Source organism: Sphingomonas hengshuiensis (genome assembly GCF_000935025.1).
GTDB lineage: Bacteria > Pseudomonadota > Alphaproteobacteria > Sphingomonadales > Sphingomonadaceae > Sphingomonas > Sphingomonas hengshuiensis.
In genome coordinates, this window is sequence record NZ_CP010836.1 from 3,170,484 (window position 1) to 3,189,168 (window position 18,685).

The following is an 18,685-nucleotide window of genomic DNA, read 5'->3' on the forward strand; positions in this document are numbered from 1 at the left end:
GAAGCGTTTCTCGACACCAGCGGGAGCGCTTCCATGACGATTTCCTTCGAGAACCGGGTGGCGATCGTCACCGGCGCGGGCGGTGGCCTTGGCCGTGCCTATGCGTTGGAACTGGCGCGGCGCGGGGCCAGGGTCGTCGTCAACGATCTCGGCGGCGCGCGCGACGGCTCGGGCCATTCGGACGCAGCGCTACAGGTGGTCGCGGAGATCGAGGCGGCGGGCGGCGAGGCGTTCTCCAACGGCGGCAGCGTCACCGACTATGACCAGATGGTCGCGATGGTCGAGGCCGCCAAGGCGCGCTGGGGCCGCATCGACATCCTGATCAACAACGCCGGCGTCCTCCGCGACAAGAGCTTCGCCAAGATGGAGCCGGCGGACTTCGCCTTCGTGGTGAACGTCCACCTGATCGGATCGGCGAACTGCACCAAGGCGGTGTGGGACACGATGCGCGACCAGGGCTATGGCCGCATCCTGATGACCGCGTCGTCGAGCGGGCTGTACGGCAATTTCGGCCAGGCCAATTACGGCGCCGCAAAGCTCGGGCTGGCCGGGCTGGCCAAGACGCTGCATCTCGAAGGCGCCAAATACGGCATCCGCGTCAACACCATCGCCCCGGTCGCGGGGACCCGGATGACCGAGGACATCTTCCCCGAAGCCGCGTTCAAGGCCTTCGCGCCCGAGAATGTAACCCCTGCGGCGCTGTTCCTCGTGTCCGACGAGGCGCCGAGCAACATGATCGTGGGCGCCGGCGGCGGGGTGGTCCAGGCGGCCTATGTCACGCTGACCCAGGGCGCCCGGCTCCACGAGCCCACGCCCGAAAGCGTCGCCGCGCAATGGGCGCAGATCATAGACCGCGCAGGCGAGATCGTCCCCGGATCGGGCGCCGAACAGACGATGCTGATCCTCGGCAAGCTGCAGGGCTGACGCTTTCGGTTTGCAGCACCGCGAAGATTGCGGCTCGCTCCGCGCGACAGGGCCATCACGCTCTGAAGACAAGGTCTTCTGCTTTACCTTCCCGTCATGCTGAACTTGTTTCAGCATCCATCGTGCAACTTGCCTTGCATTCGCTTGCTGCGCGGTGGATGCTGAAACAAGTTCAGCGACTGTCTTTGGCGTCAAGCGGCGAGCCATGGGGATTTGCTCCTCAGGATGGCGTTTGCGAAGGTGAGCAGGCGGCGGGCGAGGGCGATCAGGGCGACCTTTTTGGGTTTTCCGCTGGCGATGAGGCGCTGATAGAGCGCCTGGAGCACGGGATTGTAGCGACTGGCGACGAGTGCGGCCATGAAGAGGGCCGAGCGGACGGTGGGGCGTCCTCCGCCGATCATGGCCTTTCCGCGCCATTGGCCGGACTGGCGGGTCCAGGGCGCGACGCCGGCGAGCGCGCTGATCTGGCGGCGTCCGAGCTGGCCGAGTTCGGGCAGTTCGGCAAGCAGCGTGCGGGCGGTGGTCGGGCCGACGCCTGGGATCGAGGTCAGCAGCGCCTCCTGATCGCGCCACAAGGGCGAGCCCCGCACGGCCTCGTCGATCGTCCGTTCAAGGTCGGACAGTTCCTTTTGCAGCGCAGCCAGCAGGCGCTCGATGCTTTTGCGCAGCGGCAGAAGCGTTGCGCGCCGCAGCCGCTGGCGCTCGCTCACCATCATCGCGATGATCTGCCGGCGCCGCGCCACCAGGTCGGCCAGCGCGCGCGTCTCGGTATCCGCCAGTGCGCGCGGCGGCGGGCGCGTTGCCTCGACAAAGCGCGCAATCACCGCGGCATCGATCGGGTCGGTCTTGGCGCGCTTGCCCAATGCGCGCGCAAAATGGCGGATCTGCGCGGGATTGATCACCGCCACCGGCAAGCCTGCTGCCCCCAGCGCGGCAGCCACCACCGTCTCATAGCCCCCGGTCGCCTCCAGCCCGATGCACAACGGGGCCGATACGCCCAGTCGCGCGACCAGCGCCTCCAGACCCTCGGCATCGCGCCCGACCGTCCAGGCCTCGCCCGCGGGCGAGACATGGACGTCCAGGCGATCCTTCGAAACATCGATACCCACATACGTCATGGTCATCGTCTCCCGGGCTTGCGCAATCGGGCTTGCCTTGCAGAGGCCCAAGCGACTGTTCGGGTTCAATGACCTTACAGCGGGCTGTTCACGCTGAACTACGGGCTCTGCAACCCTTGCATGATTCGAACTTCCCGCCGAAGCCGCACCGCATTCTTCATGCAATGCTGCAGTTGGCAAGTTACAAGCATGACGGCGTGAAAAGAAGGCGCGCGCCTCCATATGCTCTGCCCTCGGAGGTGCCGCGATGCTTGCGCTGCTGCTGTTGCTCCAGACCGTCGATAGCGATGAAGTCCCGACGCCCTCGCGGCTTTTCGCAAAGCCTTTGTGCAAGGCTGGCCCAGACGAAATTCTGGTCTGTGCCCCGCCGCCCGATCGAATCGCGCGGATGCCCGATCGCCCGGACCCCATGACCGCCGATCGCAGGCCGACACTGTGGCTTGGCGCGCATTTCGGCGTCCGCATCGGGTTCAAGCTGACCCCGGTTACGCGGTAGCCGTAACGGCGTATTGCACCACTAATACACATCTGTTATCCTTGGCCGCACAAGGAGGACCGATCCATGTATAGCGAGAGCGACCTGGCAGGCGCCGTCGAGGCGGGCGTGATTTCGCCCGAGACTGCGAATGCGATCCGAAACCATGTTGCCGCGACGCGATCCGCGCCTGCGGTGGACGAGGAAAGCTTCCGGCTGCTGACCGGGTTCAACGACATTTTCGTCGCGATTGCGATGGCGCTGATCCTCGTCGCCGTGGCGTGGATCGGCTTTTACGTCGGCGACAAGGCCATGGCGCTTAGCGCGCATGCCGGCCCGCGACAGGTCGGCGTAGCGACCGCGCTCGCCGCCTTCCCGGTCGCCGCGACGAGCTGGCTGCTCGGCGAGTATTTCACGCGCCGCCGCCGCATGGCGCTGCCCAGCATCCTGTTGCTGCTCGGCTTTGCGGGCGGGACCTTTGTCGGGCTGGGCGCGGTGTTCGGCGCGAATGCACCCTGGCTCGCCGAACAGCTGGGCCTCACCACTGACCTGCAACAGCGCCAGCTCGCCGGGACGATCGGCGTGCTCGTCGGCGTGCTCACCGCGGGCGCGACCTGGCTCCACTGGCGCCGGTTCATGGTGCCGATCACCGTGGCGGTGGGCGCACTCGCGCTCGTCGCCGTCGCGATCGGCGCGATCACGGCGTTCGTCCCCGCCTCGCGCGATGCGCTCAATCCGATCCTGCTCGCCGCCGGGCTGGTGCTGTTCGCCGTCGCGATGCGCTGGGACATGAGCGACCTGGAGCGCCGCACGCGCCGCTCCGACGTCGCCTTCTGGCTCCATCTCGCCGCAGCCCCGCTGATCGCGCATCCGATCTTCCACATGCTCGGCGTGTTCGACGGCGCGCTCGCCGCGCCGATGGCGGCGCTGGTCATCGCGCTCTATGTCGGGTTCGGGCTGGTCGCGCTCGCCGTCGATCGCCGCGCGCTGCTCGTCTCCAGCCTCGTTTATGTGCTGTGGGCCATGTATTCGCTGTTCCAGACCAGCGGCGCGATCGAGCTGGCCGCGGCGCTGACGGCGCTGGTGATCGGATCGGCGCTGCTGACGCTCTCGGCCTTCTGGCAGCCGATGCGGCGCAACGTCGTCGCGCTGCTGGGCGGGCTGCGCGACCAGCTCCCGCCGACCCAGCAGATGGTGCCGGCCTGACGCTTATGGGCCGGGGCAGCAACGCCCCGGCCTCCTCGTACCGAAAGCCACAGCATGCCCCTGTCCCTGCTCCTCGCCGCCGCCTGCCCGGCCTCCGCGCTGCCCGCACCCGCCCCCGCCGATGCGCCGCTGATCCGGCTGGTGACCGAATTCGTCGCCGCCGAGGAGCAGTTCGACCAGGCGCGCCTCGCCGAGCTGACGACCCCGGACTATGCCGAGGTGTCTCCGCTGGGCGAACTCGACCAGCGCGATGCGTTCCTCGGCTTCTACGCCGCGGACAAGAAGCGTCCCGCCCCCGCGACGATGGTCTGCGAACCGTTCGTGCGTCAGCATGGCAATGCCGCGACGGTCATCGCGCGGCTGGGCTTCGACCTCCCCGGCGCCCCGGGGCAGCCGCCGCGCGCGGTGGCGTTCCGCGCCACCTTCCTGGCGCTGCGTTCGGGTGATGCATGGAAACTCGCATCGGCGCACTATACGCCGCTGCGCCTCAAGCCTGCCGCGAACTGAGCGCCGCTACTCGACCAGCTTCATCAACCGCCGCTCGACGGGCGCGAGCACCGGGCCAAGCTCGTGCCCGCGCTTGAGCACTGCGCCGGCTTCGCCGACCAACGCCCACATCCCCTGGCGATTGCGCAGCGCGGGGCGTTTCTCGATGCGGAATTCGGGACGCTCGGCGGCGCGGCGGAATGCGGCGAACACCGCCGCATCCTTGTCGAACTGCATCGCATAGTCGCGCCAATGCCCCGCCGCGACCATCCGCCCGTACAGGTCGAGGATGCGGTTCAGCTCCAGCCGCTCGAACCCGACCTGCCCCGGCGCGCCCAGCGGCAGCGGCGTGACGGTGCCCATCAAGCGCCTTGATCAGGCACGATCGCGCTGCTCCGAACGATCCTCGCTCGCGCGCTCGGCGATCATCGTGTCCAGCCGCTTGCGCAGCGTCTCCAGTTCGCAGCGCATCAGCTCCAGCTTCTGCGTCGCGGGATCGAACATCTCGCTGCACGGCGTGCCATAGGGCACGAAATCGCGCTGCCACGCCTGCGCCTCGACCAAGGTCGAGCGCGCCGGGATGCCGACCATCACCGCGCCCTCGGGCACATCCTTGGTCACCACGGCATTCGCGCCGACCCGCGCGCGCTCGCCAACAATGATCGGCCCCAGCACCTGCGCGCCCGAACCCAGGATCACGCCGTCCATCAGCGTCGGGTGCCGCTTGCCCGCAACGCCATTGTCCGGACTGGTCCCGCCTAGCGTGACGCATTGATAGATCGTGACATTGTCGCCGATCTCCGCGGTCTCGCCGATCACGACAAAGCCATGGTCGATGAAGAAATTGCGCCCGATCGTGGCGCCGGGATGGATGTCGATCGCCGTCATCCAGCGCGACCAGTGGTTGACCGCGCGCGCCGCGAAATACCAGCGGCGCCGGAACAGCGCATGCGCGATGCGGTGATAGCCGAGCGCCCACACGCCCGGATAGAGCAGGATTTCGGCACGCGAACGCGGCGCGGGATCGCGCGCGCGGATCGAATCGATATAGGCCGTCAGACGCTGGAACATGGCCGGAGTCCCCTTTATCGCGCCCATCTAGTGCATCGGCGCCCGAATTTCCAGAACGCCCCCTGCCCGCGCTTGTTGCCGGTAAACACTATGTGTCTTGTGATGCGGCCCCCGGCACGGCATTTCCCACGCGACGACTGGGCAATGGCATAGGGCGCGGATGATCTTCGGAGTGGACCTTTCGGCGTTGCTGCCCTTCATCGCGGTGGGCTTCGCGGCGCAGATGGTCGATGGCGCATTGGGCATGGCGTTCGGCATCATCAATTCGACGCTGCTGGTCAGTTTCCTGGGCGTCCCCCCCGCGCATGCCTCGGCGATGGTCCATGCGGTCGAGACGTTCACGACGGCGGCGTCGGGGGCCAGCCATGTGCTTCATCGCAACATCAACTGGCGGCTGTTCTTCCGGCTGGTGATCCCCGGCATGATCGGCGGCGCGCTGGGCGCCTATGTGCTCAGCAATATCGATGCGTCGGCGGCGAAGCCGTTCGTGATGGCCTATCTCACCTCGATCGGCCTCTATCTGCTCTATCGCGCATGGCGCGGGGCCGTGGAGCCCCGCGAGCCCAAGATCATCGAGCCGCTCGGGCTTGCCGGTGGCTTTCTCGATGCGGCGGGCGGCGGCGGCTGGGGGCCGGTGGTGACGTCGAACCTGCTCGTCCAGGGCGCCTCGCCGCGCACGACGATCGGCACCGTCAACACCAGCGAGTTTTTCCTGACCGCGACGATTTCGGCGACGTTCATCGCGACTTTGGGGTTCGCGGCGTTCACCTTTCAGACGCTCGGCATCCTGATCGGCGGGCTGATCGCGGCGCCGTTTGGCGGGTTCCTCGCCAAGCGCGTGCCCGCACGACCGCTGATGGCGATGGTGGGCGTGCTGTTGACGCTGACCAGCGCCTATACCGTGTATCGGGCGCTCGTGGGCTAAGCCATGCGGACCCGGCGGGTCATTCTATCGGTCTCCGCGCGGTGACGGCCGTCCATGGCGCAGCGCCCCCTTCGTAGCCGCCACCGAGATAGCCGACCATCGATACGCCGTCCCACTGCGCCGAACGCGCATAGACCTCCGCAAGCGCAGCGCGGTCCGGATAGTTGAAATAGCGTCCCAGCGAATCGCGCCCCGCGCCGCCGCCGACCTTATAGTTCGCGAAGTGCAGCCCGCCCGGCTTCAATGCCCGGAATATCAGCGCTAGGACGTCGCACAGCGCCGCCATCGGCACGTGCAACAGGCTGGCATTGGCCCAGACCGCGTCATAGGCGCGAATCGCCGACAGCGCGTCGAAGCGCAGCACCCGCACCGGGCGGCCCAACCGTTGCTCGGCCAAAGCGGCCATCGCCGGGATTCCGTCGGTCGGGTCGACGGCAAAGCCATGGGCGATCAGCGCCTCCGCGTCCCGGCCGCTGCCGCATCCGAGTTCAAGGACATGGGCGCCGGGAGGCAGCGCCCGCATAAAGTCTTCGAGAAAGCGGCTGACGCGGGCCTTGCCGTTCGCCACATAGGCAGGTGCATGCTCCGCATAAAAGTCCAGCGTCGCCTGATCATAGGCAGCCGGGTTCGGGGGCGAGGGCACCATGGGGCCAGCCTAGCAAGCGCGCCACCGCGTGCAATGGGGTCGGACCGGAACAGGGATAAGGCAATGCGCACCAAACTGAGCGTCTGCCAGCGCAAGCGGCGCTTCGCTTCTGGACAGGCGGCGATTGCGGCGGCGCAGGAGGCGACGATCGTCCTGCGCCCCTATCGCTGCGATCGGTGCGGCCAGTTCCACCTGACGGGCCGGACCAAGGGGAAGCGCGCGATCCAGCGCCCCGTCGATCAATAGCGGCCTATTGAGTGATTAACTCGATCACTCCGAGCGGACCTTCCAATTTCCCAAGCGCGGTACGGCGGCCTATATCACCTCTCGTACCCAACCACCGCTTCGGAGGAACTACCGCATGTCGCTCATCGGAACCACGATCAAGCCGTTCACCACCCAGGCCTATAAGCAGGGCAAGTTCGTTGAGGTCAGCGACACCGACGTCAAGGGCAAGTGGGCGGTATTCTTCTTCTACCCGGCGGACTTCACCTTTGTCTGCCCGACCGAGCTCGAAGACCTGGCCGGCATCTATCCGACGCTCCAGGGCATGAACGTCGAAGTATACTCGGTCTCGACCGACACGCATTTCAGCCACAAGGCATGGCACGACACCTCGCCCGCGATCGGCAAGATCGACTATTTCATGCTGGGTGATCAGAACCACACGATCTCGAACAACTTCGACATCCTGCGCGCGGGCCAGGGCCTGGCCGATCGCGGCACCTTCGTCGTCGATCCCGAGGGCGTGATCCAGCTCGTCGAGATCACTTCGGAAGGCGTTGGCCGCAACGCAGTCGAGCTGCTCCGCAAGATCAAGGCTGCGCAGTATATCGCGTCGCACCCCGGCGAAGTCTGCCCGGCGAAGTGGGAAGAGGGTGAAGAAACCCTGGCCCCGTCGCTCGACCTGGTCGGCAAGATCTAAGCACCCGCCCCCCCTTTCGGGTGCTTACGCGGCCCGGGGCGGACATCCCTCCCGCCCCGGGCCGTTTCTATTTTGTGAGAGCCCAGCGCTTTTTCACACAGTTTCAGGAGTTTCCCCCATGCTCGACGCCACTCTGACGCAGCAGCTCAAAGCCTATCTCGTGAACATCCGCGAGCCGATCGAGCTCGTCGCCTCGCTGGGCGACGATGCCAAGTCGCGCGAGCTGGGCGAACTGCTGAACGAAATCGCCGCGCTGTCCGACAAGGTCAGCGTCGTCCCCGCCGCCGACGACAAGCGCCGCCCCAGCTTCATGATCCGCCGCACCGGCACCGATATCGGCGTGCGCTTCGCCGGCATCCCGATGGGGCATGAGTTCACCTCGCTGGTGCTCGCACTGCTCCAGGTCGGCGGTCACCCGTCCAAGGCCGCGCAGGAGCTGATCCAGCAGGTCAAGGAACTGGACGGCGATTTCGAATTCGAAACCTATTTCTCGCTGTCGTGCCAGAACTGCCCCGACGTGGTGCAGGCGCTGAACCTGATGGCGGTGCTCAACCCGCGCATCCGCCACACTGCGATCGACGGCGCGCTGTTCCAGGACGAAGTGACCAGCCGCAAGGTGATGGCGGTACCCACCGTGTTCCTCAACGGCGAACCGTTCGGCCAGGGCCGGATGGAGCTGGAGCAGATCGTCGCGAAGATCGACAGCGGCGCCGAAGCCAAGGCGGCGGCAAAGATCGCGCAGAAGGACCCGTTCGACGTGCTGATCGTCGGCGGCGGCCCGGCGGGCGCGGCGGCGGCAATCTACACCGCGCGCAAGGGCATCCGCACCGGCATCGTCGCCGAACGCTTCGGTGGGCAGGTGCTCGACACGATGGGGATCGAGAATTTCATCTCGGTCAGCCACACCGAAGGGCCCAAGCTCGCCGCGCATCTGGAGCAGCACGTCAAGGACTATGACGTCGACATCATGAACCTCCAGCGCGCCGAAAAGCTGATCCCGGCGCGGAGCGAAGGCGGGCTGCACGAAGTCGTGCTGGCCAACGGTGCGCGGGTGAAGGCCAAGGCGCTGATCCTCTCCACGGGTGCCCGCTGGCGCCAGATGAACGTGCCCGGCGAGGACGAGTATCGCAACAAGGGCGTGGCATACTGCCCGCATTGCGACGGCCCGCTGTTCAAGGGCAAGCGCGTCGCGGTGATCGGCGGCGGCAATTCGGGTGTCGAGGCTGCGATCGACCTGGCGGGCATCGTCGCGCACGTCACGCTGATCGAGTATGACAGCCAGCTCCGCGCCGACGCGGTGCTCCAGCGCAAGCTCGCCAGCCTGCCCAACGTCAAGATCCTCACCTCGGCGATGACCACCCGCGTCAATGGCGATGGCGAGAAGGTGTCGGGGCTCAGCTACAAGGACCGCAACAGCGGCACCGAGCACGACATCGAGTTGGAAGGCATCTTCGTCCAGATCGGGCTGGTCCCGAACACCGAATGGCTGAAAGACGCCATCGGCCTCACCCCGCGCGGCGAAATCGAAATCGACGCGCGCGGCGAGACGAGCCAGCCGGGCATCTTCGCCGCGGGCGACGCGACCACGGTGCCGTACAAGCAGATCGTGATCGCGATGGGCGCAGGCTCGACCGCGGCGCTGTCCGCATTCGACTACCTGATCCGCCTGCCCGCTGAGGAACTGGTCGAAGCGGCGGCGTGACGGCCTCTTTCCCCTCCCTGCAAGGGAGGGGATCAAGGGGTGGGTGCGGAAAAGGGCGGGGGTCGATCCCCCGGCCTTTTCCTTTGTCCGATAGCGGCGGAGGCTCGCTGCGCTCGCCACCCACCCCCGCCCCCTCCCTTGAAAGGGAGGGGAGTTTGAGGTGAAAAATCGTAGCAGTCACTATATAGCATAAAACTAATCGAGGGAGACGATCACTGGCCGCCACCTACCTCCCGACGCTCAAGCAGCTCCAATATCTGGTCGCGCTCCACGATTCGGGGCATTTCGGGCGCGCGGCGGAGGCGACCTTCGTCACCCAGTCCACGCTGTCGGCGGGTATCCGCGAGCTGGAGACGCTGATTGGCGTGGTGCTGGTCGAGCGGACCCGGCGCGTTGTCCGCTTCACCCCGCTGGGCGAGCGGATCGTGGCAAAGGCGCGGCGGGTGCTGCGCGAGGCGGATGAACTGGGCGACCTCGCCCGCGCCGCCGGGCGGCCGCTGTCGGGCGAGATGCGGATGAGCGTCATCCCCACCATCGCCCCCTTCCTGCTGCCACGCATCCTCCCGCGGCTGCGCAAGGACTATCCCGACCTCAAGCTGTTCCTCCGCGAGGAAACCAGCGGCCAGGCGTGCGAGGGGCTCCACCATGGCCGCACCGATTGCGTGCTGCTCGCTTTGCCCTTTGCGTGCGGCGAAGTGGAAACCGCGTCGCTGTTCGACGACCGGCTGTTCGTCGCCTTCCCCGATGGCGAGATGGACCCCACCCCCTCGATCCGCCCCGCCGACATCGACGAGACGCGGCTGCTGATGCTCGAGGATGGGCATTGCCTGAAGGACCACGCGCTCGCCGCATGCAACCGCCCGGAACTGCGCGCCGAGGCGACGATGCTCGGCACCTCGCTGCACACGATGGTCCAGATGGTCGATAACGGGCTGGGGCTGACGATGCTGCCCGAAATGGCGATCGACGCAGGGATTTTGGACCATACCCACATCACCGCGCGCCCCCTCGACGCACTCAACGCCTCGCGCCACATCGCGCTGGTGTGGCGCAAGGCCAGCCCCCGCGAGCGCGACTTCCGGTTGCTGGCGGAAGTGCTCGCGGCGACGCGGAGGGGCTAGGCTACGCCTCCCAGGCCGCGCGCAGTTGCTCCATCTGGTGCATGCGTTCGTGCACAATGGCGACCACCTCGATCTCGCCACTTATCTTTTGCCGCCAATAGACGAAATGATGCGCGCACCGACAGAACCAGCCCCCGATGCCGAAGGCGGGGCTGATCTGCCGCCATGCCACGCGCCGATCGGCAATCGCATCGAAGCAATCGAACAGCGTGTTGTAATAACGGTCCGCCTGATCCGCTCCCCATTCCGCATGGGTATACCCATAAATGTCGGCGACCTGCCCCTCGGCCATCGGGGAAAGCCGATAGAGGCTCACCGGTGCCGCGCCCGGAGCCGTTCTAGGAACGACTCGCGATCGACATACACCGCATCCTCCTCCGGCGAGGCGAACGCCCGCTGCAGTTCGGCCTTCAGCGCCTCGAACATCTCGCGCTCGACTCGCTCCTTGTCGCGGCGGATCAGGTCGCGGACATATTCGCTGACATTCTCGTACAGCCCCTCCTCCCCGACATTGCGCGACACGAAATCGCTCAGGGGGCCGGAGATGCGGACGTTGAGGTTCATCGGCTTGGACATGGCCGTAAAGATAAACTGGAATATCCTGTACGGCTAGCCCCAGCGCGCCGCCGCGTCCCCGTCGCTCGCCCGCGCTTCCACCCATGCGGCATCGTCCCCGCGCCGCTCGCGCTTCCAGAAGGGGGCGTCGGTCTTGAGCCGGTCGATCAGGTACGCGCACGCCTCCAGCGCCTCACGCCGGTGCGATGCCGCCGTGCCGACAAAGACGATGCGGTCGCCCGGCACCATCGCCCCGACGCGGTGGACGATCGTCACGCCCAACAGGCGCCAGCGCGCCGTTGCCGCCTCGGCCAGCGCGATCAGCGTCGCGTCGGTCATGCCGGGATAATGTTCGAGCATCAGCTCGGTCACGCCGTCGTCGCCGCGCACCACGCCGGTAAAGCTCGCCACGCCCCCCGCCCCGCGCTCCTCCAGCGCCGCGACTTCGACCGCCAGCTCGATCGGCGCGGGATCGACCGAGACGCGAATCATCCGCCCGTCACCGGCGGAAAGATCGCCACTTCGCGCGCGCCCGCCAGCGGCGCGTCGAGTGCCACGAACTTCTGGTCGATCGCCGCGCGCAGCCGCGCCGGCTCGGCAAAGGCGGCGGCATGGCCGGGGCCCTGTTCGGCCAGCCAGCAGATCAAATCGGCGACATTGACCACCGCTTCGGGCGGGTCGACACGCTCCTGCCCCGTGCCGATGCGTTCGCGCACCCAGGCGAAATAGAGCATCGTGATCGCCATCACGTGTCCATGTGCTTCAGTCCGACTCGCAGATAGTCCCAGCCGGTGATCGCGGTCAGCACCGCCGCCCCCCACAGGGCGATCAGCCCGATTTGCTGCACCCATCCCCATTCGGGGACCGCACCGGCCAGGATCAGCAGCCCCAATGCGCCCAGCTGGAGCGCCGTCTTCCACTTCGCCAGCCGCGACACCGGCAACGAAACCTGGATCCCGCCCAGAAATTCGCGCAGCCCCGACACCGTGATTTCGCGCAGCAGGATGACCAGCGCCGCGACCAGATGCAGCCCGGTGATCCCGCTCGTCGCCGTCGTCTTGCCGACCAGCAACAGGATCACCGCGGCGATCATGATCTTGTCGGCGATCGGATCGAGGAACACGCCGAGCTTCGAAACGGTGCCCTGCGCGCGCGCAAGATAGCCGTCGAAATAATCGGTTACGCCCATCAGGCAGTAGATCGCGAAGGCAACGGCATAGCCCGCCCGCCATTCAGGCCACCACAGGAATGCCGCCAGCAGCGGCACGGTGACGATCCTCGACAAAGTGAGGATATTGGGGAGCGTCAGCATCCGCGCGCTGTAACACCCTCTAGCCTCAAGCGGAATAAGCGTTGCTGGGGTCCGTGCCGCTCGGCTATGTCGGCGCCTCGCCGGCGGGTTTCCGCTGTTGAAAGGTTTGGAGAAGAAATGATCGGTGCGCTCGGTTTGATGAAGGAGCGCCGGTTCCTGCCCTTGTTCTGCACGCAGTTCCTGGGCGCGTTCAACGACAATCTGTTCAAGAACGCGATGGTATTCTTCGCGACGTACCAGATCTTCAGCTCGGTCGAGGCGGAGACCAAGTTCAGCGCCATCGCCACCGGCATCTTCATCCTCCCCTTCTTCCTCTTCTCCGCGCTCGCCGGGCAACTTGCCGACAGTTACGACAAGGCGCGGATCATGCGGATCATCAAGGCCGCCGAAATCGGCATCATGCTGGTCGGCGCGGCGGGAATTTTCCTCAAAAGCCTGCCGCTGATGCTCGTCGCCTTGGTCGGGATGGGCATTCATTCGACCTTTTTCGGCCCGATCAAATATGCGGTGCTGCCCCAGCATCTGGATGAGGACCAGGTGCTCGCCGGCACCGGCATGGTCGAGGCCGGCACCTATATCGCGATTCTCTGTGGCACGATCGCCGGCGGCCTGATCAGCCCCACCGCGGCGGCGATTACGGTCATCGCGATCGCGACGCTCGGCTGGTTCACCTCGCTGAAGATCCCGCCCGCCCCGCCGCTGGTCTCGCTAAAGCTCGATTTCAACATCTTCCGATCGTCCTACCGGCTGATCGCCGCGACGATGCACATCCGGCGGCTGTTCCTCGCGATCATCGCGATCAGCGTGTTCTGGACGATCGCCGCGGTGCTCGCGGTGCTGTTCCCGCCGCTGGTCAAGAACGTGTTCCATTCGCAAAAGGACGTCGCCAGCGTCTTCCTGGCGATCTTCTCGGTCGGGATCGCGATCGGATCGGTGATCATCAACCGGCTGTTGAAGGGGCATGTCTCGGCCAAATACGCCGTCGCCTCGGTGCTCGCGATGGCGGTGTTCGTCGCCGATTTCCACTTCGCAGCGCGCTTCTGGCCGATCCATGACGGGCCGCTGCTCAAGACGATCGACTTCATTTCGATGCCGTCGGCGTGGCGGGTGCTCGTCGACCTGTCGGCGATCTCGATCACCGGCGGGATGTTCGTGGTGCCGCTCTACGCCTTTCTGACGACCACGGTGGAAAAGTCGCAGACAGCGCGCACCGTCGCGGCGAACAACATCGTCAATTCGGGGTTCATGGTCGCGGGATCGGTGGGGATTTTCGGCATCACCAACATCCCCGGCGTCAGCGTCGACGATGCGATCTGGGTGGTATTCGCGCTGTGCCTCGCCTCGGCGGTTGCGGCATGGCGGCTGCACAAGGCCGAGGACGCGCCGCATGTGCCGGACGCGCTGCCCTGAGGCCCGACGCGCTACCCTGAGGCCGGCTACGCCTTCAGGCTACCAACAGCCTCGCGCCGACCTGGTCAGAGGATGAAGGTCGAGATGCAGATGAAGAACGCGGCGAAGCTCAGCACGAACAACCGCACGTCGCGATCGTCGCGCATCCGCTGCTCATAGGCCGCGACTCGGCGCACATGGGTGCGGAACGGGTGGCGGCGGGGCTCTACCGCAAGTGCGACATGGCGTTGCATGCCGAAGAGTTAACACCTTGTTTACGAATTGGGCCAGCCCGCAATCGCGACGGCGCGAGTCCAGCTTCGAAACATTTGAAACGTCCGGATCAGCCCGGCGCGCGTCCTGTCGTCGCGCGGACCATCAGTTCGTGGCCGAGGGTAAGCAGCGGGTTCGGGGCATTGCCCGAAAGCATCAGGTCCGCCGCGGCCCAGGCCAGTTCGCGCACCGGCTGGCGAATCGTCGTCAGCGGCGGCCACACCGCGCGGGCCAGGTCCGAATCGTCGAACCCGGCGATCGACAGCGCGTCGGGAATCGCAATGTCGGCTTCATGCGCAACCGCCAGCGCGCCCGCCGCCATGTCGTCATTGCCGGCGAAGATCGCAGTCGGGCGCGGATCCCGCTGGAGCAGCATGCGCGCCGATTCGCCCCCTGAGGCGAAACTATAATCGCCCGCCACCACCAGCGCCGGATCGAACGCGATCCCGCTGGCCTCCAACGCGGCGCGATAGCCTTGCAGGCGATCCGCCGAGGACACGTGGCTTTCGGGCCCGCTGATGAACGCGATATCGCGGTGCCCCAGCCCGATCAAATGCTGGGTCAGTTCCCGCGCCGCGGCGACGTCGTCCATCGACGTCGCCATCCCCGCGCCCTTGCGAATACCCGGAGCGATTCGAACATAGGCGATGCCGCGCCGGTCCAGTTCGTCGAGCAATGCGGTCGCCTCGGTAACCGGCGGCGACAGGATCAGGCCGTCGAGATGCGTCTCGTCGATCAGCGCCAGGACGTTCTGGACCAGATCGCCCGACTGGCTGTCAACCGGCTGGAGCAACAGGCGAAATCCCAGCTCGGTGCAGCGTTGCTGCGCGCCGGCCTGGGTGTGGAAGACATAATAGGGGCTGGGATTGTCATAGAGCAGCGCGACTTGGAACGACTTCCGCCCGGCCAGCGTGCGCGCGGCGTGGCTGGGGCGAAAATTAAGCCTGGCAACGACTTCCTCGACCCGGCGGCGGGTCTCTTCGCTGACATGCTTTTCGTTGTTGAGCACGCGCGACACGGTCTTGAAAGAGACCCCCGCGATCTTCGACACTTCCTTGATCGTGGGACGTCCGCTCATATCGTTCCCCCGCCGAATGCGAATGCGCTCGGGTGTCGCACGCTTATTTGACACCGCTGCCTTGACGCAAGCGCCGAGTTCCGCCGGCACCGATCCCGACGCCGCTCCGAGCATCTGATACTGATGCCGGGGCAGCGCAACTATCGAACATAGCCGCAATATCCGCGATCAGATTCTATTTGTCGGACTAACGTTGACGACTCATACCGTCCGTGCATATGATCAGATCATATACGATAAGATATATAAAAACACAGGAGAGGGGGCTAACATGCCTAGATTGGAAAACTACGCTCGAGGTGCGTCTGCAATTGCGCTGGCTGCTGCGCTGGTCGTCGGGGGGGCTGCGCACGCGCAGACCACGCCGCCGCCAACGAGCAGCGAGCCCGTGCAGGCAGAGGAGGACAGGCCTGCGGTGCCGGCGCCGGTGCAAAGCGCCGAGACCATCGCCAACCAGGAAATCATCGTCACGGGTTCGCGGATCAAGGGCGTCGCCCCGGTCGGTTCGAACCTCGTGTCGGTCGGCCTCGAGACGATCGAGAAGACCGCGCCGGTCAACCTGTCGCAGCTCGTGAACACCGTGCCCTCGATCTCGACGTCGGGATCGCTGGCGCAGGCCGAAAGCGCATATTCCTATTACTCGCCGCAGATCCACAGCCTGGCAGGCTCGTCGTCCAACACCACGCTGGTGATTGTCGACGGCCTGCGCCTGCCCGGCGGCGGCCAGCAGTTCAACCAGACCGATCCGAACATCATCCCGGTAAGCGCGATCCAGCGCGTCGAAGTGCTCGCCGACGGCGCCTCGACTGCCTATGGCTCGGACGCCGTCGCGGGCGTGGTCAACTACATCACGCGCCGCACCTATGACGGGTTCGAAATGAACGTCCAGAAGGGCTTCGGCGACAGCTACCGCAACACTTCGGTCAGCGGCATCTGGGGCAAGACCTGGGGCACCGGCGGCGTCTATGTCGCGGGATCGTGGACCGAGCAGAACATCCTGTACAACCGCGATCGCCCGTTCACCAGCCGCGGCGACTATCGCTCGCTCGGCGGTTCGAACAACCTCAGCTTCTCGTGCCCCGACGCGACGATCACCGTCCAGCAGCGCGGCGGCGCCGCCGGTTCCAACATCGCCAACCAGGTGTTCCTGGGCCCGAACGCCACTTCGTCGGTCGCCAATACCGGCGCCAACGCGCCGTGCAACAACTCGCTGTACAGCGTGATGGTCCCCGGCCAGGGCCGCGGCAACGTCTACATGAAAGTCGTCAATGATTTCGGCGACAAGGTGTCGATGCAGTTCACGCTGAACTATAATCGCCAGCGCACGCATTCGCCGGGGACGCCGGGCACGATCAACGCGCTTGCCTATGGCGCGGGCGCTACCGGCGGCGCGACCAATCGTTTCCCCGATCAGTACAACCCATTCTTCGTGGCACCGGCCGGCGCGCCGACCACGACGATCGAGAACGTCAACGTCCTCGCGCTGCGCGCCGATGGCGATTATGGCGAGACGCGAACGCAGGCCGACGTGATCTATGCGACCTTCGTCGCCAATTACGCGATCAACGACAAATGGTCGCTGACCTTCAGCGACGCAGCAGGCTGGAACCGTTCGGGCACGGACGCGCTCAACACCTTCTGCGGTGCCTGCGCCAACCTCGCGCTGAACGGCACCACTCAGAACGGCAACGTGCTGGCATCGGCGGTCGCGGGGCAGAATGTCGTCGCGCTCAACCTGCCGCTGACCACCGCCAACGCCATCGATGTGTGGCGCCGCCTCGACAGCCCGACCAACCGCACCTCGGCGGCGGTCCAGCGTTCGCTCTATTCGAACGACTCAGGCAATACGAACCTCAACCAGTTCAACCAGGTCAAACTCGACTTGCAGGGCGCGCTGTTCGCACTGCCCGGCGGCGATCTGAAGGTTGCGATCGGCGGCGAATATTTCTGGCAGGACCAGCAGCAGAAGTTCATCGGCGGCAACAATACCGGCCCGACGACGACGGGTTCGGGCTATCGCAACTATGAATATGGCCGCAACGTCAAGTCGGTGTACGGCGAAGTCTACATCCCGGTCGTCGGTCCGGAGATGGAAATCCCCTTCATCCACAAGATCGACGTGTCGATCGCGGGTCGCTATGACAAGTTCAGTGACGTCGGCGACACGTCGAACCCGAAATTCGCGGCGAACTGGGAAGTGGTCGAGGGGCTCAAGCTCCGCGGCAACTATTCGCGCGCGTTCGTGGCGCCGCCGATCGGGGTGATCGGCGACCCCAGCCAGGGCTATCTCTACGCCTCGGGCTCGGTCGGGCCGACGGGCGCGCTCAACGTGCCCGTCTCGGCTTTCCCGAACGTCGTCAGCGTGCCCGGCGCGCGCATCCTCGACGCCAGCGGAAACGTATCGAGCACGCCCTGCACCGCGGCGAACGTGGCTGCGGTCGCCAATGCGCGGTGCCAGATCGGCACCGGACAGGCGGCGGACGGCAGCGCCGTCGGCGCGATGCGGCGTCAGCTCGGCGGCGGCTTCACCAACGAAGTCCCGCAAAAGGGGCGCAGCTGGTCGGTCGGCGTCGACTTCGCGCCGCGCTTCCTGCCCGGTTTCATGGCCGCGGTGACCTATTTCCACAACACCTTCATCGGCGGCGTGAGTTCGCCCAGCCCCGACGCGATCGTCAACGCCGCCGGTCTGCGCAACCTGCTGACGCTCTGCACCCAGCCCACGGGTTGCACCGCGGATCAGGTCAACACCTTCGCCAACATCCCGAACGGTGCGACGATCGGCGGCACGGTGCCGCTGGTGGTGGCCTATATGATCGACCAGTCGTCGCGGAACGCACTCGATCTCAACCTCGACGGCATCGACGGGTCGTTCAGCTACCGTACCCCCGAAACCGGCGTCGGCCGCTTCTCGCTGGGCACTGCGTTTACCTGGTTCACCAAGTTCCGTCAGAGCTTCACCGGCAGCCCCGACTTCTCGATCCTGAATACCTCGGGGTTCAACACGACCTTCCCGTCGGTGGCGTTCAAGAACCGCGCGCAATTCGGGTGGGAATATTCCGGCTTCGCAGCCGATATATTCTGGAACTACACCGGCGCCTATCGCAACTGGGGCCAGTCGATCGCGGCGATCACCCGTGACGCGAACGGCAATCCCAGCGGCGGCGGCGACCGCGTCCGCCCGAACAACATCTTCGATCTCCACCTTCAATATACGATCGGCGGCGAGAGCCTGATGCGCGGCTGGCAGATCTATGCCGATGTCCAGAACGTGTTCGACAAGGACCCGCCCTTCTACAACGGCAATGTCGGCGGGATCACCGGCGCGGGCTTTGGCTATAACGCCTTCGTCTCCAACCCGCTGGGCCGGCTCACTTCGGTCGGTCTCCGCGTGAAGTTCTAAGTCACCCCAACTAATGGCCGCCCCCCGGCATCCCGCCGGGGAGCGGCTTTTTGTTTGCGGCGAACCCCGACGCGACCCC

At 65.9% G+C, this 18,685-nt stretch carries 22 protein-coding genes; 11 read left to right on the top strand and 11 right to left on the bottom strand.

Annotated features, from left to right (window positions below; all coding sequences use genetic code 11):
* The first annotated feature begins 33 nt into the window (after positions 1–33).
* Positions 34–924: an SDR family NAD(P)-dependent oxidoreductase gene (locus tag TS85_RS13945; RefSeq protein ID WP_044332943.1), complete on the top strand. Its 891-nt coding sequence runs from the start codon at positions 34–36 to the stop codon at positions 922–924.
* 191 nt (positions 925–1,115) lie between these two features.
* Here the strand turns inward: TS85_RS13945 and TS85_RS13950 are convergent, their stop codons facing one another.
* Positions 1,116–2,048: an IS110 family RNA-guided transposase gene (locus TS85_RS13950; protein ID WP_044329758.1), complete on the bottom strand. Its 933-nt coding sequence runs from the start codon at positions 2,046–2,048 to the stop codon at positions 1,116–1,118.
* A 241-nt stretch (positions 2,049–2,289) separates the two neighbouring features.
* On the opposite strand from TS85_RS13950, the gene TS85_RS13955 reads away from it, so the two are divergent.
* The 3 genes from TS85_RS13955 to TS85_RS13965 all read left to right on the top strand — a co-directional run bounded on the left by TS85_RS13955 (position 2,290) and on the right by TS85_RS13965 (position 4,230).
* Positions 2,290–2,538, top strand: a complete 249-nt coding sequence (locus TS85_RS13955) for a hypothetical protein (RefSeq protein WP_044332946.1) — start codon at positions 2,290–2,292, stop codon at positions 2,536–2,538.
* Between the two features lie 66 nt (positions 2,539–2,604).
* The gene (locus TS85_RS13960; protein WP_044332948.1) at positions 2,605–3,723 is read left to right on the top strand and encodes a hypothetical protein; all 1,119 of its coding nucleotides are present in this window, start codon (positions 2,605–2,607) and stop codon (positions 3,721–3,723) included.
* 54 nt (positions 3,724–3,777) lie between these two features.
* The gene (locus TS85_RS13965) at positions 3,778–4,230 is read left to right on the top strand and encodes a nuclear transport factor 2 family protein (RefSeq protein ID WP_044332950.1); all 453 of its coding nucleotides are present in this window, start codon (positions 3,778–3,780) and stop codon (positions 4,228–4,230) included.
* A gap of 6 nt (positions 4,231–4,236) precedes the next feature.
* Here the strand turns inward: TS85_RS13965 and TS85_RS13970 are convergent, their stop codons facing one another.
* Positions 4,237–4,572, bottom strand: coding sequence for a DUF2794 domain-containing protein (locus TS85_RS13970; RefSeq protein WP_044332952.1), 336 nt, complete (start codon positions 4,570–4,572; stop codon positions 4,237–4,239).
* A 12-nt stretch (positions 4,573–4,584) separates the two neighbouring features.
* Entirely contained in the window at positions 4,585–5,280 is a 696-nt protein-coding gene (gene epsC / locus TS85_RS13975) for a serine O-acetyltransferase EpsC (protein ID WP_044336304.1), read from the bottom strand.
* A gap of 160 nt (positions 5,281–5,440) precedes the next feature.
* Here epsC and TS85_RS13980 point away from each other — a divergent pair, with 160 nt between their 5' ends.
* The gene (locus tag TS85_RS13980; protein ID WP_044332955.1) at positions 5,441–6,205 is read left to right on the top strand and encodes a sulfite exporter TauE/SafE family protein; all 765 of its coding nucleotides are present in this window, start codon (positions 5,441–5,443) and stop codon (positions 6,203–6,205) included.
* A gap of 19 nt (positions 6,206–6,224) precedes the next feature.
* Here the strand turns inward: TS85_RS13980 and TS85_RS13985 are convergent, their stop codons facing one another.
* Complete coding sequence (locus TS85_RS13985; protein WP_044332958.1) at positions 6,225–6,851, bottom strand: class I SAM-dependent methyltransferase; 627 nt, start codon at positions 6,849–6,851, stop codon at positions 6,225–6,227.
* Between the two features lie 63 nt (positions 6,852–6,914).
* Between TS85_RS13985 and TS85_RS13990 the strand changes: the two genes are divergently transcribed.
* From TS85_RS13990 to TS85_RS14005, 4 genes are all read left to right on the top strand, one after another.
* On the top strand, positions 6,915–7,097 hold the full coding sequence (locus TS85_RS13990; protein WP_044332960.1) for a hypothetical protein: 183 nt from the start codon (positions 6,915–6,917) through the stop codon (positions 7,095–7,097).
* A 115-nt stretch (positions 7,098–7,212) separates the two neighbouring features.
* On the top strand, positions 7,213–7,776 hold the full coding sequence (ahpC, locus tag TS85_RS13995; protein WP_044332961.1) for an alkyl hydroperoxide reductase subunit C: 564 nt from the start codon (positions 7,213–7,215) through the stop codon (positions 7,774–7,776).
* Positions 7,777–7,894: 118 nt separating this feature from the next.
* Positions 7,895–9,478, top strand: coding sequence for an alkyl hydroperoxide reductase subunit F (gene ahpF / locus TS85_RS14000; protein WP_044332962.1), 1,584 nt, complete (start codon positions 7,895–7,897; stop codon positions 9,476–9,478).
* A 215-nt stretch (positions 9,479–9,693) separates the two neighbouring features.
* A complete protein-coding gene (locus tag TS85_RS14005; RefSeq protein ID WP_044332965.1) occupies positions 9,694–10,599 on the top strand; it encodes a hydrogen peroxide-inducible genes activator in 906 nt (301 codons plus the stop codon).
* A gap of 1 nt (position 10,600) precedes the next feature.
* On the opposite strand, the gene TS85_RS14010 is transcribed toward TS85_RS14005, so the two are convergent.
* From TS85_RS14010 to pgsA, 5 genes are read right to left on the bottom strand one after another with little or no spacing between them, the layout of a single operon-like run.
* Positions 10,601–10,915, bottom strand: a complete 315-nt coding sequence (locus TS85_RS14010) for a type II toxin-antitoxin system RelE/ParE family toxin (protein ID WP_227698491.1) — start codon at positions 10,913–10,915, stop codon at positions 10,601–10,603.
* Positions 10,912–11,175, bottom strand: a complete 264-nt coding sequence (locus tag TS85_RS14015; RefSeq protein ID WP_044332969.1) for a ribbon-helix-helix domain-containing protein — start codon at positions 11,173–11,175, stop codon at positions 10,912–10,914. The genes TS85_RS14010 and TS85_RS14015 overlap by 4 nt, the downstream gene beginning before the upstream one ends.
* Positions 11,176–11,208: 33 nt before the next feature.
* Positions 11,209–11,646, bottom strand: coding sequence for a molybdenum cofactor biosynthesis protein MoaE (locus TS85_RS14020; RefSeq protein ID WP_044332972.1), 438 nt, complete (start codon positions 11,644–11,646; stop codon positions 11,209–11,211).
* The gene (gene moaD / locus TS85_RS14025; RefSeq protein ID WP_044332974.1) at positions 11,643–11,900 is read right to left on the bottom strand and encodes a molybdopterin converting factor subunit 1; all 258 of its coding nucleotides are present in this window, start codon (positions 11,898–11,900) and stop codon (positions 11,643–11,645) included. Before moaD ends, TS85_RS14020 begins: the two co-directional genes overlap by 4 nt.
* Positions 11,900–12,466 carry a CDP-diacylglycerol--glycerol-3-phosphate 3-phosphatidyltransferase gene (gene pgsA / locus TS85_RS14030; protein ID WP_044332976.1) on the bottom strand — a complete coding sequence of 189 codons (567 nt, stop codon included), beginning with the start codon at positions 12,464–12,466 and terminating at the stop codon, positions 11,900–11,902. Before pgsA ends, moaD begins: the two co-directional genes overlap by 1 nt.
* A gap of 117 nt (positions 12,467–12,583) precedes the next feature.
* On the opposite strand from pgsA, the gene TS85_RS14035 reads away from it, so the two are divergent.
* Positions 12,584–13,876, top strand: a complete 1,293-nt coding sequence (locus TS85_RS14035) for an MFS transporter (protein ID WP_044332978.1) — start codon at positions 12,584–12,586, stop codon at positions 13,874–13,876.
* A 65-nt stretch (positions 13,877–13,941) separates the two neighbouring features.
* Here the strand turns inward: TS85_RS14035 and TS85_RS25870 are convergent, their stop codons facing one another.
* Positions 13,942–14,109: a hypothetical protein gene (locus TS85_RS25870; protein ID WP_173426234.1), complete on the bottom strand. Its 168-nt coding sequence runs from the start codon at positions 14,107–14,109 to the stop codon at positions 13,942–13,944.
* Positions 14,110–14,198: 89 nt separating this feature from the next.
* On the bottom strand, positions 14,199–15,206 hold the full coding sequence (locus TS85_RS14040) for a LacI family DNA-binding transcriptional regulator (protein WP_044332981.1): 1,008 nt from the start codon (positions 15,204–15,206) through the stop codon (positions 14,199–14,201).
* Between the two features lie 271 nt (positions 15,207–15,477).
* Between TS85_RS14040 and TS85_RS14045 the strand changes: the two genes are divergently transcribed.
* A complete protein-coding gene (locus tag TS85_RS14045) occupies positions 15,478–18,606 on the top strand; it encodes a TonB-dependent receptor domain-containing protein (protein WP_044332984.1) in 3,129 nt (1,042 codons plus the stop codon).
* Positions 18,607–18,685 lie beyond the last annotated feature (79 nt).

Bases quoted from the DNA above. Each gene is read 5' to 3' on its own strand.
- moaD (WP_044332974.1), bottom strand. From the start codon at position 11,900: ATGGCGATCACGATGCTCTATTTCGCCTGGGTGCGCGAACGCATCGGC.
- TS85_RS13980 (WP_044332955.1), top strand. From the start codon at position 5,441: ATGATCTTCGGAGTGGACCTTTCGGCGTTGCTGCCCTTCATCGCGGTG.
- TS85_RS13950 (WP_044329758.1), bottom strand. From the start codon at position 2,048: ATGACCATGACGTATGTGGGTATCGATGTTTCGAAGGATCGCCTGGAC.
- TS85_RS13990 (WP_044332960.1), top strand. From the start codon at position 6,915: ATGCGCACCAAACTGAGCGTCTGCCAGCGCAAGCGGCGCTTCGCTTCT.
- TS85_RS13970 (WP_044332952.1), bottom strand. From the start codon at position 4,572: ATGGGCACCGTCACGCCGCTGCCGCTGGGCGCGCCGGGGCAGGTCGGG.
- TS85_RS14020 (WP_044332972.1), bottom strand. From the start codon at position 11,646: ATGATTCGCGTCTCGGTCGATCCCGCGCCGATCGAGCTGGCGGTCGAA.
- TS85_RS25870 (WP_173426234.1), bottom strand. From the start codon at position 14,109: ATGCAACGCCATGTCGCACTTGCGGTAGAGCCCCGCCGCCACCCGTTC.
- TS85_RS13965 (WP_044332950.1), top strand. From the start codon at position 3,778: ATGCCCCTGTCCCTGCTCCTCGCCGCCGCCTGCCCGGCCTCCGCGCTG.
- pgsA (WP_044332976.1), bottom strand. From the start codon at position 12,466: ATGCTGACGCTCCCCAATATCCTCACTTTGTCGAGGATCGTCACCGTG.
- TS85_RS13985 (WP_044332958.1), bottom strand. From the start codon at position 6,851: ATGGTGCCCTCGCCCCCGAACCCGGCTGCCTATGATCAGGCGACGCTG.
- TS85_RS13955 (WP_044332946.1), top strand. From the start codon at position 2,290: ATGCTTGCGCTGCTGCTGTTGCTCCAGACCGTCGATAGCGATGAAGTC.
- ahpF (WP_044332962.1), top strand. From the start codon at position 7,895: ATGCTCGACGCCACTCTGACGCAGCAGCTCAAAGCCTATCTCGTGAAC.
- TS85_RS14035 (WP_044332978.1), top strand. From the start codon at position 12,584: ATGATCGGTGCGCTCGGTTTGATGAAGGAGCGCCGGTTCCTGCCCTTG.
- TS85_RS14040 (WP_044332981.1), bottom strand. From the start codon at position 15,206: ATGAGCGGACGTCCCACGATCAAGGAAGTGTCGAAGATCGCGGGGGTC.
- TS85_RS13945 (WP_044332943.1), top strand. From the start codon at position 34: ATGACGATTTCCTTCGAGAACCGGGTGGCGATCGTCACCGGCGCGGGC.
- TS85_RS13960 (WP_044332948.1), top strand. From the start codon at position 2,605: ATGTATAGCGAGAGCGACCTGGCAGGCGCCGTCGAGGCGGGCGTGATT.
- epsC (WP_044336304.1), bottom strand. From the start codon at position 5,280: ATGTTCCAGCGTCTGACGGCCTATATCGATTCGATCCGCGCGCGCGAT.
- ahpC (WP_044332961.1), top strand. From the start codon at position 7,213: ATGTCGCTCATCGGAACCACGATCAAGCCGTTCACCACCCAGGCCTAT.
- TS85_RS14045 (WP_044332984.1), top strand. From the start codon at position 15,478: ATGCCTAGATTGGAAAACTACGCTCGAGGTGCGTCTGCAATTGCGCTG.
- TS85_RS14015 (WP_044332969.1), bottom strand. From the start codon at position 11,175: ATGTCCAAGCCGATGAACCTCAACGTCCGCATCTCCGGCCCCCTGAGC.